At 66.5% G+C, this 16,472-nt stretch carries 14 protein-coding genes; 9 read left to right on the top strand and 5 right to left on the bottom strand.

The window, feature by feature from the left end; all coding sequences use genetic code 11:
• Window positions 1–48: 48 nt before the first annotated feature.
• Both pknB and QZZ29_RS08185 read right to left on the bottom strand, forming a co-directional pair.
• Window positions 49–1,992, bottom strand: a complete 1,944-nt coding sequence (gene pknB / locus QZZ29_RS08180) for a Stk1 family PASTA domain-containing Ser/Thr kinase (RefSeq protein WP_291382496.1) — start codon at window positions 1,990–1,992, stop codon at window positions 49–51.
• 57 nt (window positions 1,993–2,049) lie between these two features.
• Window positions 2,050–3,348 carry a lytic transglycosylase domain-containing protein gene (locus tag QZZ29_RS08185; RefSeq protein WP_291382497.1) on the bottom strand — a complete coding sequence of 433 codons (1,299 nt, stop codon included), beginning with the start codon at window positions 3,346–3,348 and terminating at the stop codon, window positions 2,050–2,052.
• Window positions 3,349–3,477: 129 nt separating this feature from the next.
• Between QZZ29_RS08185 and QZZ29_RS08190 the strand changes: the two genes are divergently transcribed.
• A complete protein-coding gene (locus tag QZZ29_RS08190; RefSeq protein WP_291382498.1) occupies window positions 3,478–3,819 on the top strand; it encodes an Rv2175c family DNA-binding protein in 342 nt (113 codons plus the stop codon).
• A 22-nt stretch (window positions 3,820–3,841) separates the two neighbouring features.
• Here the strand turns inward: QZZ29_RS08190 and QZZ29_RS08195 are convergent, their stop codons facing one another.
• Window positions 3,842–4,912, bottom strand: coding sequence for a polyprenyl synthetase family protein (locus tag QZZ29_RS08195; RefSeq protein ID WP_291382499.1), 1,071 nt, complete (start codon window positions 4,910–4,912; stop codon window positions 3,842–3,844).
• 108 nt (window positions 4,913–5,020) lie between these two features.
• On the opposite strand from QZZ29_RS08195, the gene QZZ29_RS08200 reads away from it, so the two are divergent.
• Together QZZ29_RS08200 and QZZ29_RS08205 are read left to right on the top strand one after the other, a co-directional pair.
• On the top strand, window positions 5,021–6,040 hold the full coding sequence (locus QZZ29_RS08200) for a DUF4192 domain-containing protein (protein ID WP_291382500.1): 1,020 nt from the start codon (window positions 5,021–5,023) through the stop codon (window positions 6,038–6,040).
• Between the two features lie 143 nt (window positions 6,041–6,183).
• Complete coding sequence (locus QZZ29_RS08205) at window positions 6,184–7,479, top strand: RNA polymerase sigma factor (protein WP_291382501.1); 1,296 nt, start codon at window positions 6,184–6,186, stop codon at window positions 7,477–7,479.
• A gap of 9 nt (window positions 7,480–7,488) precedes the next feature.
• Here the strand turns inward: QZZ29_RS08205 and QZZ29_RS08210 are convergent, their stop codons facing one another.
• Window positions 7,489–8,469, bottom strand: a complete 981-nt coding sequence (locus QZZ29_RS08210) for a DMT family transporter (protein ID WP_291382502.1) — start codon at window positions 8,467–8,469, stop codon at window positions 7,489–7,491.
• Between the two features lie 109 nt (window positions 8,470–8,578).
• On the opposite strand from QZZ29_RS08210, the gene QZZ29_RS08215 reads away from it, so the two are divergent.
• The 5 genes from QZZ29_RS08215 to QZZ29_RS08235 all read left to right on the top strand — a co-directional run bounded on the left by QZZ29_RS08215 (window position 8,579) and on the right by QZZ29_RS08235 (window position 13,357).
• Window positions 8,579–8,923, top strand: a complete 345-nt coding sequence (locus QZZ29_RS08215; RefSeq protein WP_291382503.1) for a hypothetical protein — start codon at window positions 8,579–8,581, stop codon at window positions 8,921–8,923.
• A gap of 3 nt (window positions 8,924–8,926) precedes the next feature.
• Window positions 8,927–9,418 (top strand): GNAT family N-acetyltransferase, encoded by a 492-nt coding sequence (locus QZZ29_RS08220; RefSeq protein ID WP_291382504.1) that lies wholly within the window; start codon window positions 8,927–8,929, stop codon window positions 9,416–9,418.
• Window positions 9,419–9,512: 94 nt separating this feature from the next.
• Window positions 9,513–11,609, top strand: coding sequence for a DNA topoisomerase IV subunit B (locus QZZ29_RS08225; RefSeq protein WP_291382505.1), 2,097 nt, complete (start codon window positions 9,513–9,515; stop codon window positions 11,607–11,609).
• Between the two features lie 35 nt (window positions 11,610–11,644).
• Window positions 11,645–12,022, top strand: a complete 378-nt coding sequence (locus QZZ29_RS08230) for a hypothetical protein (protein ID WP_291382506.1) — start codon at window positions 11,645–11,647, stop codon at window positions 12,020–12,022.
• 66 nt (window positions 12,023–12,088) lie between these two features.
• Complete coding sequence (locus tag QZZ29_RS08235; RefSeq protein ID WP_291382507.1) at window positions 12,089–13,357, top strand: threonine/serine exporter family protein; 1,269 nt, start codon at window positions 12,089–12,091, stop codon at window positions 13,355–13,357.
• A gap of 3 nt (window positions 13,358–13,360) precedes the next feature.
• Here QZZ29_RS08235 and QZZ29_RS08240 read toward each other — a convergent pair whose 3' ends face one another.
• Window positions 13,361–15,814 carry a DNA topoisomerase IV subunit A gene (locus QZZ29_RS08240; RefSeq protein WP_291382508.1) on the bottom strand — a complete coding sequence of 818 codons (2,454 nt, stop codon included), beginning with the start codon at window positions 15,812–15,814 and terminating at the stop codon, window positions 13,361–13,363.
• Between the two features lie 96 nt (window positions 15,815–15,910).
• Here QZZ29_RS08240 and QZZ29_RS08245 point away from each other — a divergent pair, with 96 nt between their 5' ends.
• Window positions 15,911–16,471, top strand: coding sequence for a DUF5998 family protein (locus QZZ29_RS08245; protein WP_366479299.1), 561 nt, complete (start codon window positions 15,911–15,913; stop codon window positions 16,469–16,471).
• Window position 16,472 lies beyond the last annotated feature (1 nt).

A 16,472-nucleotide genomic window follows, 5' to 3' on the forward strand; every position in this document is an offset into this window, starting at 1 on the left:
GTCCTCGCCGCGATCATGCTCTGGCTCGCATGACTTCAGAGACACGCCCTAGTTGTAGGTCAGCACGATTTCAGTTCCGGACTCGACCTGCGTGCCGGGCGACTTGTCTTGGTCGACGATCAGGTTCTTGGAGCTGAAGGGCCACTTGCCGTAGAGCCTGACCTTGAGGCCATCGTCCCTGGCGGCCTTCTCCGCGACCGCTACGTCGAGGCCGACGTAGTCGCCCACCGTGACAAAGGGCTTGCCGTCCGATACCCGCAGGGTGATCGCTGCGGTGCGCGTGGAATCTGAGCCAGGCGCGGGATCGGTCGCATAGACCTCGCCCTTCCTGACGTCGTTGCTGCGACCGTACTCGACGGTCACGTCCATCGCGAAGCTGTTCAAGAGGCTCCTGGCACGCTCCTCAGTAAGGCCAGTGACGTCGGGCACGACGATCGGCTGCGGACCCTTTGACACGACCAGGTCGATGGGCGTGTTCCACGGCACGGACTCGTCGGCGGCCGGGGTGGTGGAGATGACCTCGCCCTCCGGGGCGGTGTCGGAGTACACCGAGTCCGTATTCCCGACCTCGAAACCGCTTTGGCTCAGCGTCTCGATCGCTTCGGCCTGCTGGATGCCTGTCGCGACGGGAACCGTCTCCATGCGCTGGCCCTTTGACACGAGCAACTTGACAGTTTCGCCCTTGCCGATCTGTTGCTGTTCGGCGGGATCGGTGCCGATGACGAGACCCGTGGGGACATCGTCGGAAAAGTCCGTCTGGACGATGACGCCAAGGCCCGCGCTCGTCAAGATGGCGCGCGCGTCGTCGGCCGTTTCGCCCGCCACCGGCGGCACGGTGGTGTAGGCGCCGGGCCCTTGCGTGGTGTACCACCACGCGCCAAGCCCCAGCAGGACGATCAGGGCAGTGACCACCGCGCCGACCCACAGGCCCACGCGGCGGCTCTCGTGGAAGGGCTCGAGGGCCTCGGGGTCGTCGTCAATGATGTCGATATCGAGCGGCGCGAAGGCTGGGGTGCCTGCGCCAATGGGAAGCGCAATGGTCGAGCCGCTCGGGACGTCTTCGAGGACCGCGGTGTCGTCGCCCACCACCGGGACCGTGCCCGACGGCGGATCGGCCCGGCGGTCGAGAGTTGGGTCGTCGATCATCGCGCGCGTCTGCCGTAGCAAGGCGAGAGCGGCGCTGGCGTCCTCAGGGCGATCGTTGGGGTCTCGAGCGGCCAACGCGAGCACCAGGTCGTCGATCTCGGCGGGAAGCCACGGCACATAGGTCGAAGGCGCTGGGATGTCCTCATGAACGTGACGCGCGGCCACCTCGATGGCGCTGGGTGCAGTGAACGGCTGACGGCCGGTGAGCGCCTCGAACAGGAGAATTCCGGTCGCGTAGACGTCGGTGCGGGAATCCGCGGTGCCGTTCGCAACCAGTTCGGGGCCGAGGTAGGCGACGGTCCCCATGATGGTTCCGGTAGAGGTTGAGGTCACCTCGGTCACTGCACGGGCAAGGCCAAAGTCCGCGAGCTTGGGTCGGCCGTCCTCGTCGATAAGCACGTTTTCGGGCTTGACGTCACGATGCACCAGGCCCTTCCGGTGTGCGGCGCTGAGCGCGTCCAGGACGGCCTCGACGATGCCGAGAGCCTCGCCGACGGGCAGCGTCGCCTCGTGGTGCAGTCGCGCGCGCAGGTTCTCGCCGTCGACGTACTCCATCGTGAGATACGAGATGTCGCCGTCGGTGCCTTGGTCGTAGACCCGCACCATGCCGGGGTGGGTCAGCCGCGCCGAGGCCTTCGCTTCGCGGCGGAAGCGGGAGGCGAACTCCTGGCGTTCGGCGTCCGACCCGAGATTGGCGTGCATCACCTTGACGGCCACGAGTCGTTCGAGGCGGCGATCGAGTGCGAGGTACACGGTCGCCATGCCGCCCGAGGCCACGCGCTCGCGCACCTCGTAGCGGCCGTCGATTAGACGGCCGAGCATGGGGTCGGTGAGCGTCTCGGCCACAGTCTCATTCTACGTAGTCGTTATGGGGCAAGCGTGGGAGGCCGTTCCGATTGTGATCTAGTCGAAACGCGCCATCAAGGACTTCACTGATGCAACGTATCGGACCGTGTCAGAGTTCATTCCTCTTTCGCGTACGGAGCGTTCGCCCTGGTAATAGCCCGCAATTGCGGTGTCGAGTGAGGTGCCATTGCGTTGAAGTTGGCGCAGAATCGCGACACCGGCCGTCACATTGTCTTGTGCGACAAGCAGGTTGAGGTGGCGTCCCACTAAACCCGAGGCCCATTCGCCCGAGGACGGGATCACCTGCATGCACCCCACCGCGTTGGCGGGGGAGACCGCTCTTTGGTTGAAACCGGACTCCTGGTAGGCGATCGCCTGAGCGAGGGCGGGGTCGACTCCCATGCTCCTCGCAGTGTCGATGACGAGTTGCTGCATCTGCGTGCGGCTGGGCACGCTCATCGAGTTGAGGGTCGCCTTGTTCACGTTGGCGGCGGCGACCACCGCGGTCGAGTAGGTGCGACCCAGGAACGTGTCGCCCACGAGGCCGGAAGGGGTGCCGCCGGGCACCGTGATGGCCTGGCCGATGCGAATGAGCGAAGGATTCGCAATGTTGTTGGTCTGAGCGAGGGCGGACACCGTGGTGCCGTAGCGCCTCGCGATCGCCGCCATGGTGTCTCCCGCACGCACTATGTACGCGGACGTCGTCGACGACAGTGAACCCACGTTCTTGTCGGTGGCCACGACGGGAGCACCCGCGAGCCCGGGCACGGTGAGCGCTTGACCCGCGCGAATGAGGGACGGGTTGCTGAGGCGGTTTGCCTGAGCCAGAGACGTCACAGAGGTGTTGACGCTGCGCGCGATCGACCACAGGGTGTCGCCGCTACGGACGATGTAGGTGGAAGTCTGGCTCGCCTGGGGCGCGGCGAGGAAGGACGTCGGCGCGGCAGGTGGTGCGGTCGCACCGGGAATGACCAGGGTTTGGCCGATGCGGATGGTCGCTGCCGCGTTGAGCGAGTTCGCCCGCCGCAGGTCCATGACGGTGACGCCGTACGCGGCAGCCAGGTCCCATGCGGTGTCGCCGGCCACCACCACGTGTGTGACCCGTGAGGGCCGTGGTGATGCGGTCGGGATGATGAGGTGCTCGCCGATGTAGATCGTGGCGCGCGCGTCGAGTTCGTTGGCGGCGATGATGCTCGCCGTGGGAACGCCGTACTTGGCGGCGAGCCGTGACACCGTGTCGCCTGGTGCCACCACGTGGTCGGTGGCGGCTTGCGCCGGCATCGAGACGAGGGCGAGCGCGGCGGTGGTGGTCAGCGAGGTGGTGATCGTCCTCAACGCTCCGGTGCGCACATCCATGGAGACTCCTCTGGCAATGGGTGCCACCGTGATACTCACGGGGCGTGTGTGACATATGTGACAAGAGTGACTGTAGTTCTTTGCGCCGTCGGGCACAAGAGACGCGAGGGGAATGGCTACGCTGGGAGGGTGAGCGAATGGTTGAGTGTTCCCGAGTGTGCCGAGGTTCTTGGCGTGCCGCTATCCCGCGTCAGGGAGTTGTTGCGAGAGCGCCATCTGATCGCCGTGAGGCGCGGGCAAAACAACGCGTTGTATCTGCCAGCAGGGCAGATCATCGACGGCGAGGACGGACCCGAGGTGCTTCCCACCGTGCGCGGCACGGTCATCGTGTTGGCTGACGCGGGACTGAGTGACGACGTCATCGTCGAGTGGCTCACCACCGCGAACGACGAACTGGGGGAGTCACCCCTGGACGCGTTGAGATCCGGCAAACGCGCCCCCGTGCGGCGCCTCGCGCAAACCGTCTTCTAGAACCCGTCCTTCTGCGCGGTGACTAGGCGGTGCGGGTCACCGTCGTGTCGATGAGGCTCTCAAGCCGCGCACGATGCGCAGCTTCCATGGCAAGAGCGTCCAGCGACTGGCGTGCCTGCTGCGCGTACTCGTGAATCTGAAGTTCCACCGCATCCACCGCGCCCGACGCCCTCAACACGTCGACCGCCGCGGCAATGTCGGCCTCCGAAGCGGAATCAACGCCCACGGTGTCCGTGAGCACGTCACGACCAGCGGCGTCGGCGCGGGCAAGGGCAAGCGACAGCAGCAGCGTGCGCTTGCCCTCGCGCAGATCATCGCCCGCCGGCTTGCCGGTGATCTCCGGCGATCCCATGGCACCCAGTACGTCGTCCCGAAGTTGGAAGGCGATCCCCATCGGCACGCCGACCGCCGCCCACGCGTCCACCACCTCCGCATCCGAGCCGGCGAGCGCCGATCCCAAGGCGAGGGGGCCTTCGGCGGTGTACGACGCCGTCTTCGCACGCATCGTCGCAAAGATCACCTGCGTCTGCGCGCCAAGGTCCTGCAACGGTTGCGCCGCGAGGCGAATATCGAGGTACTGGCCGGCGGTACACAGACTTCCCATGGTGCTGAACCGTCGACCGACCGCGGTGGCTATGTCCCCCGGGAGTCCTGCAATCGCCGTGGTCAGCAGCTGTTGGCAGGCCATCAAGGCGAGGTCGCCGGCGAGAATGGCGCCGCCCTCGCCGAACCGTGCCGCGTCGCCCAGCCAGGAGTTGTGCGCGTGGAGCGCCTCAAGTGCGCGGTGCGTCGACGGCATCCCGCGGCGAGTGTCGGAACGGTCCAAGACGTCGTCGTGGATGAGCGCCGCTGTCTGGAAGATCTCGACTGCCCCGGCCACGAGGGCCGCACGGTCGGGCTCCTCACCGCCGCTCGCGTCGTGAGCCGTGAGAACCAGGAGCGCGCGCACCCGCTTGCCCTTCGCGGCCAAAGCGGCAACCGGAGCAAGCAGTTCCTCGGGGCTGTGAGTCGCCGGTGAGATGTCGGTGGCGAGGCGATCGAGGGCGGTCGCGATGACCTCATCGAGGCGGGCGCGGCGTGCGTCGTCGTCCATGCGGACAGCCTAGGGCGGATGTCGTACCCAGGCGTGCGTCGGGCATTCCCCCCACAGCTAGCCGGCAGGAGAACCCCATGACGACGTGATTGCGGCGACCCTGTCGCCATGGCCTTAAAGCTGAGCGACCCCGGCGAACTGATCGCCACCATTCCCCTGATGCTGGGTTTCACGCCCGTAGAATCCGTGGTGGTGGTCGGCCTCACCGCATCGGGCACGATGAGCCCCGTGTTGCGAGCCGACGCCGGCGACTTCGCCGTTGCCGAGGGCGCCGAGGCGCTGTGCCGGGTGGTGGGGGCGCAGTTGTCTCGGGCAGGGGCAAGTCGCGCGATTCTCGTGGGATATGGCAGCGGGCAGAAAACGGTCGTGGCGGCGCGACAGGCGCTCGCTGCGCACGTCGACGTGGTGGACGCGTGGACGGTCGCGCACGGCCGGTATCGATCCCCGGAGTGCGTCGATCCCCGGTGCTGTCCCGACGCGGGCCGTGTGGTTCCCGCGCCACCCGAGGTGGTCGCCCGGGCATTCGCATCGCGCCCTCACCGCACGCTCGACCTTGCGAAGGGCCCGGCGGACCGTCGGCGCAAAGCGCGGCGGGCGCACGACCGGTCGTGGGCATCCAGACCCAAGGACATCGTGCGTTGGCGTCAGCAGCGACTCGAAGCGTGGCGAGTCGCCTTGGGCGAGGCGGCGGACGGCCGCCTTCCGACCGATGCCGACGTGGGCAAGCTCGGGGCCGGATTGCGCGACGTGGCCGTCAGAGACGCGATCGTGATCGATCTGGTCCCGGGCAAGGGGAGCGTGGCCGAGTCGCTGTGCGTTGACCCGTCGGCGCCAGGGGTGCGGGAGGCGCTTGCCGTGATGCTCCTGCCAGCATCGGCCGTCGCTCCGCACGCAGGGCTTGTGGACGCCCTGGAGAGGCTCGCATCGCACGTGACGTGGTTGTGTCCTCGCGACATTGCGCCGGCGATGACCGTCCTGGGCTTGGCGCGGTGGTGGCACGGGGACGAGTCGGGCGCGGCTCACGCCGTCGGGCTGGCCCTGGGCGATGACCCCCACTATCGCCTCGCAGAACTGATCCAGTGTGCGATTGACGCCCGCATGCCGCCGGGATGGCTCGCGGCACCGTGAGCGTTACGTCGAGAATGTGCAGTTTCGAGCCCAAGGGAACTGTCGACGGGGTAGGCGACGTTGACAGAGGCGTTACACTTTAATGGATTTGCAGGCGGTGATGAGAGCCGCGGCAGCCCCCCCATGTGCTCGAGAGGACTCTTGTGCCGTCTGATCGTTCCGGTGTTGCCAGCGCAACGCGAGCCGGTTCGTCTGTCACCACCGGAGAGTCGGGCCGCAACTCGACTCCCACCCCACTGAAGGAGAAAGCCACGTCCGCTTCTGCCCCCATCGAGGACATCGCTCCCACTGCTGCCCCGCGTGCCACCAAGGGCGCGGGCCCTGCACGCTCCAAAGCAAGCAGGGCTAAGGCGGCGGCCGCGGCTGCGCCCCACCCTGATGAGCCCGAGGTGGTTCCGGAAGAAGCTGAACCCAAGCTCGACGAGGAGCCCAAGCCCGACGCTGACGCCGACGAGCCGGAAGAGATCGTCGGCTTCGTCATTTCCGGCGAAGACGACGACGCGCCCGTTCAGCAGGTGATGACGGCCGGAGCTACGGCCGACCCCGTGAAGGACTACCTCAAGCAGATCGGCAAGGTCGCGCTGCTCAACGCCGAGCAGGAGGTCGATCTCGCCAAGCGGATCGAGGCGGGACTGTTCGCCGAAGAGAAGCTCGGCGCGGGGGACAAGATCACCCCCAAGAACCGTCGCGAGCTCGAGTGGATCGCCAACGACGGCCGCCACGCGAAGAATCACCTGCTCGAGGCCAACCTGCGCCTCGTGGTGTCACTCGCCAAGCGCTACACGGGTCGCGGCATGCTGTTCCTCGATCTCATCCAGGAGGGCAACCTCGGCCTGATCCGTGCGGTCGAGAAGTTCGACTACACCAAGGGGTACAAGTTCTCCACCTACGCAACGTGGTGGATCCGCCAGGCGATCACCCGCGCCATGGCCGACCAGGCACGCACCATCCGTATCCCGGTGCACATGGTCGAGGTCATCAACAAGCTTGCCCGCGTGCAGCGCCAGATGCTGCAGGACCTGGGCCGCGAACCCACTCCCGAAGAGCTCGCCCGCGAACTCGACATGACGCCCGAAAAGGTGGTCGAGGTTCAGAAGTACGGCCGCGAGCCCATCTCGCTGCACACCCCGCTCGGCGAGGACGGCGACAGCGAGTTCGGGGATCTCATCGAGGACTCCGAGGCCGTGGTTCCCGCGGACGCCGTGGGCTTCACGCTGCTGCAGGAAGAGCTCAGCAAGGTGATGGACACGCTGTCCGACCGGGAAGCTGGCGTGGTCGGGATGCGCTTCGGACTCACCGATGGTCAGCCCAAGACCCTGGACGAGATTGGCCGTGTGTTCGGGGTGACCCGCGAACGCATCCGCCAGATAGAGTCCAAGACCATGTCCAAGCTCCGCCACCCGTCGCGGTCCCAGGTCCTGCGCGACTACCTGGACTAGGAAGCGCCGCTACAACGGGGGCGGCGCGGCCTCTCCGACGGCAGGCGGTTCGAGCGCTGCAGTAGGCGACTGGCGCGCGGTCTGGGCCAACACGATGCCGGCAAAGACGACGATCGAGCCGACCACCTGCAACACGGACAGACTTTCACCGAGCCACACCCACGCCACGGCGAACGCGAACAACACCTCGGACGACGCCGCAACGCCCACGGCCGTGGCGGAGGTGTGCCGGAGCGCGGTGAAGAGCAGGACGAACGGCGCGAAACTTCCCAGCGTCAGAATGTACGCGAGGGGCACCAAGAGCGGGACCACCACCGACTCGAGTGCGCCGGTGAGCGATACCGGGTGGGTCAGCAGCTCCGGATCGATGTTCCACCACCCGGAAAAGAGCGCCCAGAAGGCGGAGGCGAAGGCCGACGCCCAGAACGCCACGGCAAACGGGTGCTTGTTCGCGACTCCGCGTTCGCCCGCCAGAAAGTAGAACGCGAACGCGACTGCCGCCCCTAGCCCCGCGAGAACGCCCAAGGGACGTAGCGTGGAGTCCCACACCTGGGCGACAACGGCCAGCCCCACCAAGACCGCGCCGATGGCCCACCACAGCCGCGCTCCGATGCGCTCCCCAAAGGCGAGCCAAGCCGTCAAGGCGACGAGGATGACCGCCGTGTATTCGAACAGCAGTGCCACACCCACCGGCAGGAGCGAGATCGCCACCGAGTAAAACCACTGCACCATCGCGAGGCCGCCGACCCCCAGCAGCGCCAGTGCTGCCAGCTCGCGGCGAGTGACAGCGAAGTGTCTCCGCCCCGCGACCGCCAGCCACGCGCCGGACAGCACGGCGGTCGCGAGCACGCGCATGAAGGTCACCTGCGCGGGGTTCAGTCCCGCCGCGATCACCACCTTGGAGGCCGAACCGTTGAGGCCAAACAGCGCGGCGGCAAGCAAAGCGTAGAAGGCGCCGCGAACTGGGGACCGGAATTGATCGGACGGCATGGGCACATCGTATGGCCGCCCATTGGCGGCTCGAAACCACCTTTGCCTGCGGTCACGGGGCGGCCGGGCGCGATAGCATCGAAGAACCCATCCCATTGGAGGAATACCCGTGGAAGCCCTGCAGACCGTCGTTCTGATCGCCCACCTGGTGGGCATGGCCGCCATCGTTGGTGGCGGGCTTGAGCAGTGGCGTGTGGGTGAGCGCGGCATCACCAAGGTGATGCTGTGGGGCGCGCGAGCTCAGATCGTGACCGGCGTATTCCTGGCCGGACTGGTGTTCGGGGACCAGGACGAGTCACCGAACCATTGGAAGGTCGCCGTCAAGTTCTTGGTGGCGCTGGGCGTGGCGGCGCTGTGCGAGACCGGGGCGCGGCGAGAGAAGGCGGCACGCATGTGGGCTGGCGCGTTGGTGCTCACGCTCGTCAACGTGACAGTCGCCGTCGCCTGGCACTAGGGCGTGGCCGCGATCAAGGTGCGGCCCGCCGAACCGGCGGATGCTGCGGAAATCGTGTACCTGGGTGCCCTCATGTATAAGAGCGTCGGCGCCAAACCCACCCCCACCTGGGCCCTGGATTCGACGGCACTGGTCAAGGAACGTCTTGGTCGCGACCTGTATGGCGCGGTGATCGACGCCGAGGAAGGCGGACTCGCCGCCTGTGGACTCATCAACATCGGGCCGCGGCTGCCCAGACCGGGACGACAGGCGCATCAGTCGGGCTATGTCCAATGGGTGTCGACCGCGCCCCAGTACCACCGCAGGGGGTACGCGCGCGCCATCATGATCGCGCTGCTCGAGTGGACAGATGAGCAGGGTATTGAGGTCATAGAGCTCCACGCGACTCCTGCGGGCCGTGAACTCTACCGGGAACTTGGCTTCTTTGTGAAGGCGGACAACATCTCCATGATGGCCTTGCGCGCCGACGCTGCAGGAGAGGTACCCGAGACCTAACTGACCCTACGGTGAACCGGTGGCAGCGCCCGACCTGCTCGCATCAGCGCGCGGCAACGGTAACGGCGCCCCGCGCCCGGCCTAGACTCGCGGGGTGAGCTCCGACTACTCCGCACGTCACCTGTCCGTCCTCGAAGGATTGGACGCCGTTCGCAAGCGTCCTGGCATGTATATCGGCACCACCGATTCGCGTGGACTGATGCACTGCATGTGGGAGATCATCGACAACTCGGTGGACGAGGCGCTCGGTGGATTTGGCGATCGCATCGAGGTGATCCTGCACCCCGATGACTCGGTGGAGGTGCGCGACATGGCACGTGGCATCCCGGTGGATATCGAACCGAAGACGGGGCTCAGCGGCGTCGAAGTGGTGATGACAAAGCTGCACGCCGGAGGCAAGTTTGGCTCGGGATCCTATGCGGCATCGGGCGGTCTTCACGGTGTGGGCGCGTCCGTGGTGAATGCGCTGAGCGAGCGGCTCGATGTGTGGGTCGATCGTGGCGGCAAGACCCACCACATGGCGTTCCGCAGGGGCGAACCGGGCAAATTCGCGGATCCGGCGAGCGGCCCGACACCCGACGCGGAGTTCTCGCCGTTCATCACCGGATCCGAACTCGATGTGACGGGCAAGGTCGGCAAGAACGTCACGGGAACGCGCATCCGCTACTGGTCCGACAGGCAGGTCTTCAACAAGCAGGCCAGTTTCGCGTACGACGAACTGATTGTGCGAGCCCGCCAGACCGCCTTCTTGGTGCCGAAACTGACGATGGTGGTGCGCGACGAGCGCCACCCGCTGGAGCCGAGCGAGCAAAGCTTCATGTTCGAAGGCGGATCCAAGGACTTTGTCGACTTCATCGCGCCCGATACTGCGGTGACGGACACGTGGCTACTCAAGGGTTCGGGCACCTATACCGAGACCGTGCCCGTCCTGCAGCCGAATGGCCACCTGGTGTCCGAAGACGTGGAACGCGCATGCGAGGTGGACGTGGCGCTGCGCTGGGGCACGGGTTACGAGACCGAGGTGCGTTCATTCGTCAACATCATCTCGACGCCCAAGGGCGGGACCCACCTGGCGGGGTTCGAGCAGGGCCTCACCAAGGCGGTGCGCAAGGTCATCGAGGCGAACGCGCGCAGGCTCAAGCTCACGGGCAAGGATGGGGCCGAGCGCATCGAGAAGGACGACATCATGGCGGGCCTCACCGCCGTGGTGACGGTGCGGCTTCCGGAACCGCAGTTCGAGGGCCAGACCAAGGAGGTCTTGGGAACCTCAGCGGTGCGCGCCATCGTTGCCAAGACCGTCGAAACCGAACTTGGCGCAATCCTGAACTCCACCAAGCGAGACTTCAAGGCCCAGTCCAACACGGTCTTGGAAAAGGTGGTGGCCGAGATGAGGGCGCGCGTGGCGGCCCGCAAGCAGAAGGAAATCTCGCGGCGCAAGAACGCCCTCGAGACATCCACCCTGCCCGCCAAACTCGCCGACTGCCGCAGCAGCGATGTGGAGCAGTCCGAACTCTTCATCGTCGAGGGAGACAGCGCGCTTGGCACGGCCAAACTGGCACGTCACTCGGATTTCCAGGCCCTGCTGCCGATTCGCGGAAAGATCCTGAACGTTCAGCGGGCATCGGTCACCGACATGCTGCACAACGCCGAGTGTGCCTCGATCATCCAGGTGCTGGGAGCCGGTTCCGGACGCACCTTCGATCTGGACGCGGCCCGCTACGGCAAGATCATCCTGATGACGGACGCCGACGTTGATGGCGCGCACATCCGTACGCTGCTGCTGACCTTGTTCTTCAGGTACATGCGCCCGCTCGTGGATGCTGGCCGCGTGTATGCGGCCGTGCCGCCGTTGCACCGGATCGAGGTCAACGGCTCTGCGCGGCGCCCGCGCGAGCACATCTACACGTACTCGGAGAAGGAACTCCAAGAGACACTGCGAGAGTTGAAACGAGCGGGTCGCGGCTTCAAGGATGAGATTCAGCGATACAAGGGCCTTGGCGAGATGGACGCCGACCAATTGGCGGAGACCACCATGGACCCCGAGCACCGTACGTTGCGCCGCATCACCGCGGCCGATGCGGAGTCGGCCGAGCGGGTTTTCGAGTTGCTCATGGGCAACGATGTGGGGCCGCGCCGTGACTTCATCGTCGCGGGCGCCGCGACACTTGACCACAACCGCATCGATACCTAGCCGTTCCGGTGGAGGATCAAAACACAGGAGGCACCATGAGTGATTCGGACTCGAAGGCGGGCGCACCCTTGTACCGTTTCATGGCGCCGGAGCTACCCGACATCGGTTGGTCCGGCCCGCTACCCAGGCAGTTGTCCGCGGACGCGGTGCGAGCGATTCACGCGTGTGACAACGTGCCCGCCCTGGGCGCGATGCTTGGCCAGTTGCGCTCCTATTGGGCGTCCGCGGGAGGGATCGCGATCGCGATCTTCGGCGGACTCGCCACGGGCGCAGTCGGCTGGGACGTCGCGAGCACGGTGCTGTTTGCGCTGGGTGTGCCCGCCGGATTGGCCACCGTCGAAGCGCGGCGCCGGGCCCTCCAATGGCAGGGCGTCATCGAGGCGCGGCTGGCCACGATCGGCTCCCGCCGGTAGCGCCTCGGCGCATCCTGCGGGTCGGAGGTCACACCCCGCTGCCTGCATGTGCGAAACAATGCTCCCGTGACATCTTCGCCGCGTCCTCCTGAAGACATTGACGCCCACGAACTCGGGCGACGTTCCCACGCGACCTTGCGCCTCGGTCTGCTCATGCTGGGTTCTGGCACCGCGAGCTACCGTGTGAAGCAGGGCATGAAGGTGGTGGCCAAGGCATTGGGGATTGACGAGCACTCCGAGCAGGTCACGCTCATGGAGATCACCACCACCTCGCGCGTGGGCCAACAATTCCGTACCGAGGTGTCGGAGTTGCGGCACAGTTCGGTCGATGCGGATCGGATTGCCCGCCTCGACCGCTACCGACGCCATGTTCCGAGCGTCACCACGCCCGCGGAGGTGCACCGGGCACTCGATGAGATCGAGCGGCACGGTGCGATGTACAACCGGTGGCTCAACTCCAGCTTTGCGGGCGCGGCGTGTGCCGGATTTGCGGTGCTCAATCGCGCGCGGCTCCTCGAGGTCGTCGTGGTATTCATTGCGGCGTTCATGGGTCAGTGGGTGCGACGCGAGCTCGCGCACCGCAAATTCAATGCCTTCGGCACCGTGCTGGTGGCCGCGACGATCGCCACCACCGTCTACATCGGGTCGCTTGCGCTCATGTCCTTGGCCGGCAGCGGCCTGGAGACACACGCTTCGGGCTACATCTCTTCGGTGTTGTTCCTCTTGCCGGGATTCGCGCTCATCACGGGCGCGCTCGATCTTGCGAAATCCGACTACTCGGCGGGGATCGTGCGGATCGTCCACGGTACGTCACTCACCTTGGCCGCCGCCGCGGCGGTGTGGGGCGTGTCGCTGATCAGTCCGCTCGACACGTCGCCGCGACCGCCGATCGACGTGCCGTTGCTCGCCGACCTTGGCATCAAGTCCGTCGCGAGCTTTGTGGGGGTCCTGGGCTTTGCCCTGCTGTTCAACTCTCCTTGGCGCATGGCGGTGACCGCCGCGTTCATCGGGCTCGTCAACGTCCCCCGCATGGTGCTGATCGAGAACGGTATGCCCGTCCAAACGGCAACGTTCCTGGCATGCCTGGTGTTGGGCGTTCTTGCGGCAACCGGCGCGCGCGGCGGGCGCTGGCCGGTGATCACGTTGCAGGTTCCGGCTTCGCTGGTGCAGATTCCGGGGGTGCTGGCGCACGAGGCCATCGTGAGCCTCAACAAATCTCGCTATGTCGACGCCACGGCGGGAATCCTGCAGGTGCTGCTCACGGTGCTGGCCATGCTCATCGGGCTCGTGGTGGCCAAATACATCACCGACCGGCACTGGGCCTTCGAGCGGTAACCCTTAGCCGATTCCGTCCACGGGGGTGGTCAGTGCGACTCCGGATCCGTCGCGTCGCCCGTTGGGTTCGGGAAGATCGACGGGCTGGCCAGCGCCGGATGAGGCCCGAGCGGGCGCGGGCCCTACCCAGGCGATCAGCAGAGCGTCTTCGCCCTTCAAGAAGCGATGCGCACGCACGCCGCCCGTGGCGCGACCCTTGCCGGGGTAGTCGGTCAGGGGAGTGACCTTTGCGGCGCCCGGTTGTGTTCCAGGCAGGCCATCGGAGGAGCCGGAAACGGTGACGACGTGGTTGTCGACCAGCGTATCCACCGCGAAGAACCCGGAAACGTCAGCGCCGTCGCCCAGCTTGATGCCGGTCATGCCCCCTGCGGAGCGGCCCTGCGGGCGCACGGTCGAGGCCGGAAAGTGCAGCAACTGGGCGTCAGAGGTCACCCACACAAGCTCGAGATCGTCACCCGCGGGCGCGGCGCCAACGACGGCGTCGCCGTCCTTGAGTGCGATCACGTCCCACGCGTCCTTGGCGGGCGCCGGCTCCGGTGCGAGGCGCTTGACGACGCCCTGGCGGGTGCCGAGCGCCACCACCGTTTCGCCGTCGAGCGGCACGAGCGCCACCGGCTCCTCACTGCGCTCAAGCATGACCAGTTCACGCACGGGGGCGCCGCCGGAGAGCGACGGCGGGCCGTCCGTGGTGGGCAAGGAGGGCACCTCGAGGAGCGACAGCTTGAGCACCCGTCCTCGAGAGGTCAGCACGCCCACGTCGGAGCGCACCGTGGACGCCACGACGGACCGCAAGGCATCGTGAGGTGCGCGCCTTCCTTCGCGGGCCACCGGGTGGTCGTCGGCGGTGCGTGCCACGAGTCCGGTGGTGGACAGTAGCGCATTGCACGGGGTGTCCTCGATCTCCAGGTTCGCAGGTGCCGCCTTGCGGCCGGCGGCGGGGGAGGAGGCGCCTGGTGCTGCGGCAAGCGATGCGGTTGCCGGGACGCCAGCTTCGGCGAGCAGAATCGTGCGGCGCGGCGTTCCGTACTCCGCGGCGACGGCGTCCATCTCGCGGCCCACCGCGTCCCTGAGCGTGGCCTCGGAACGCAGGATTTCCTCAAGCTCCGCGATCTCGGCCATCAGCTGGGTCTTTTCGTTCTCCAGTTCAAGGCGCGAGAACTTGGTGAGACGTCGCAGACGCAACTCGAGAATGTAGTCGGCCTGCACCTGGGACAGGTCAAACGCCGTTATGAGGCGATCCTTGGCCGCGCCGGAATCGTCGGAGGTGCGAATGATCTGAATCACATCGTCGATGTCCAGGATGGCGACCAGGAGGCCGTCCACGAGGTGGAGGCGGTCGCGTCGTGCCTTCAGGCGGTGATCGGAGCGACGGCGCACCACGTTGATGCGGTGCTCGACCCACACTCTGAGAAGTTCCTTGAGGCCCAGCGTGCGCGGTTCGCCGTCCACGAGCGCCACGTTGTTGATGGAGAAGGCCTCCTCGAGCGGCGTGAGCCTGTACAGCTGCTCCAGCACGGCCTCGGGCGAGAACCCCGTCCTCACCTCGATGACGAGCCGCAACCCGTGGTGACGGTCCGTCAGATCGGTGACGGCGGCGATGCCCTGAATCTTCTTGGAGGTGACCCCGTCCTTGATCTTCTCGATCACGCGCTCGGGGCCCACCGTGTAGGGCAGTTCAGTGACGACGATGCCTTGCCGCTTCGCGGTCACCTTCTCAATGCGGGCGGCAGCGCGCGTCCGGAACGCGCCCTTGCCGGTCTCGTACGCCTGGCGGATGCCGTCGAGGCCGATGATCTTTCCGCCCGAGGGCAAGTCCGGCCCCGGCACAAACTTCATCAATTCGTCGAGAGTCGCTGTGGGGTTGGACAGCAAGTAACGAGCGGCCGAGACCACCTCGATGAGGTTGTGCGGAGCCATGTTGGTGGCCATGCCCACGGCGATGCCGGACGCACCGTTGACCAGCAGGTTGGGAATGGCGCTGGGCAGCACTGACGGCTGCTGAAGCTTGTTGTCGTAGTTGGGGACAAAGTCGACGACGTCCTCGCCCAGGTCCGCGGTCATCGCCATCGACGCGGGAGCCAGGCGGGCCTCGGTATACCTCGACGCGGCCGGGCCGTCGTCGAGCGACCCAAAGTTGCCGTGACCGTCCACCAGCGGCAAGCGCAAGGAGAAGGACTGCGCCATGCGCACCAGCGCGTCGTAGATTGCCTGGTCGCCGTGAGGGTGCAACTTGCCCATCACCTCGCCAACCACCCGGGACGACTTCACGTGCGCCCGATCGGGCCGCAAGCCCATGTCCCCCATCGTGTAGATGATGCGGCGCTGGACGGGTTTCAGGCCGTCGCGCGCGTCCGGCAGAGCCCTCGAGTAGATGACCGAGTAGGCGTACTCCAGAAATGACGCCTCCATCTCGGCGCTCACGTCAATATCGACGATCTGGGCCTCGGACTCGGGCATGCATCACTCCGTTCAGGATGGGGACTCACGGCATTGTCTCGCGCGAAGCGGCGGGCGGTTAGCCACGCCACGCGAGCAGGTGACACAATGCGAGGCATGTCGACATCCCTCGCCCGGGCCGTCGTGGGGGCCGGGTACTACCCTGCCTTGGCCAACCACGTCCTCAAGAATGCCATCGGTGAGGAGGAGGTCCGCGGCCACTTTGTGCACGCCGAGACCACCTTTGACACGTCCGAGGTGCGTCGTCACATGACCGTGCTGGTGCTGACCGACTCACGGCTGATCCGCGTGCACATCGACGATGGTGCGGGACCGGAAAGCGGCGGTGTACCGGCGGCATCGGCAACAGTGGAAAGCGCCCCGTTGCGCGTGGTGACCTCCGTCGCGCTCACCCACGTGGTGGTCGAGCCCGAATCCTTCCGGGAGGGCGACGTTCCGAGTGAACTGGTGCTCGCCGTCGGCTGGGGCATCCACTCGCGCGTGGACCTGGAACCCGCCACGTGCGGCGACGAATCTTGCGACGCAGACCACGGCTACACGGGAGACATCACCGGTGACGACACCCTGGCGCGCGTCAGCGTCATCGCCGATGGCGCGAAGACGGTGCGCGCGCTTGAGGACTTTACGAAGACCCTTCAGCGCGCGGCGGGCCACTAGC

The sequence above is a fragment of the Demequina sp. genome (assembly GCF_016278765.1).
Lineage (GTDB): Bacteria > Actinomycetota > Actinomycetes > Actinomycetales > Demequinaceae > Demequina.

Coding starts and splice junctions, on each gene's coding strand:
- QZZ29_RS08185 (WP_291382497.1), bottom strand. CDS start 3,348: ATGGATGTGCGCACCGGAGCGTTGAGGACGATCACCACCTCGCTGACC.
- QZZ29_RS08195 (WP_291382499.1), bottom strand. CDS start 4,912: ATGGACGACGACGCACGCCGCGCCCGCCTCGATGAGGTCATCGCGACC.
- QZZ29_RS08200 (WP_291382500.1), top strand. CDS start 5,021: ATGGCCTTAAAGCTGAGCGACCCCGGCGAACTGATCGCCACCATTCCC.
- QZZ29_RS08210 (WP_291382502.1), bottom strand. CDS start 8,469: ATGCCGTCCGATCAATTCCGGTCCCCAGTTCGCGGCGCCTTCTACGCT.
- QZZ29_RS08230 (WP_291382506.1), top strand. CDS start 11,645: ATGAGTGATTCGGACTCGAAGGCGGGCGCACCCTTGTACCGTTTCATG.
- QZZ29_RS08240 (WP_291382508.1), bottom strand. CDS start 15,814: ATGCCCGAGTCCGAGGCCCAGATCGTCGATATTGACGTGAGCGCCGAG.
- QZZ29_RS08245 (WP_366479299.1), top strand. CDS start 15,911: ATGTCGACATCCCTCGCCCGGGCCGTCGTGGGGGCCGGGTACTACCCT.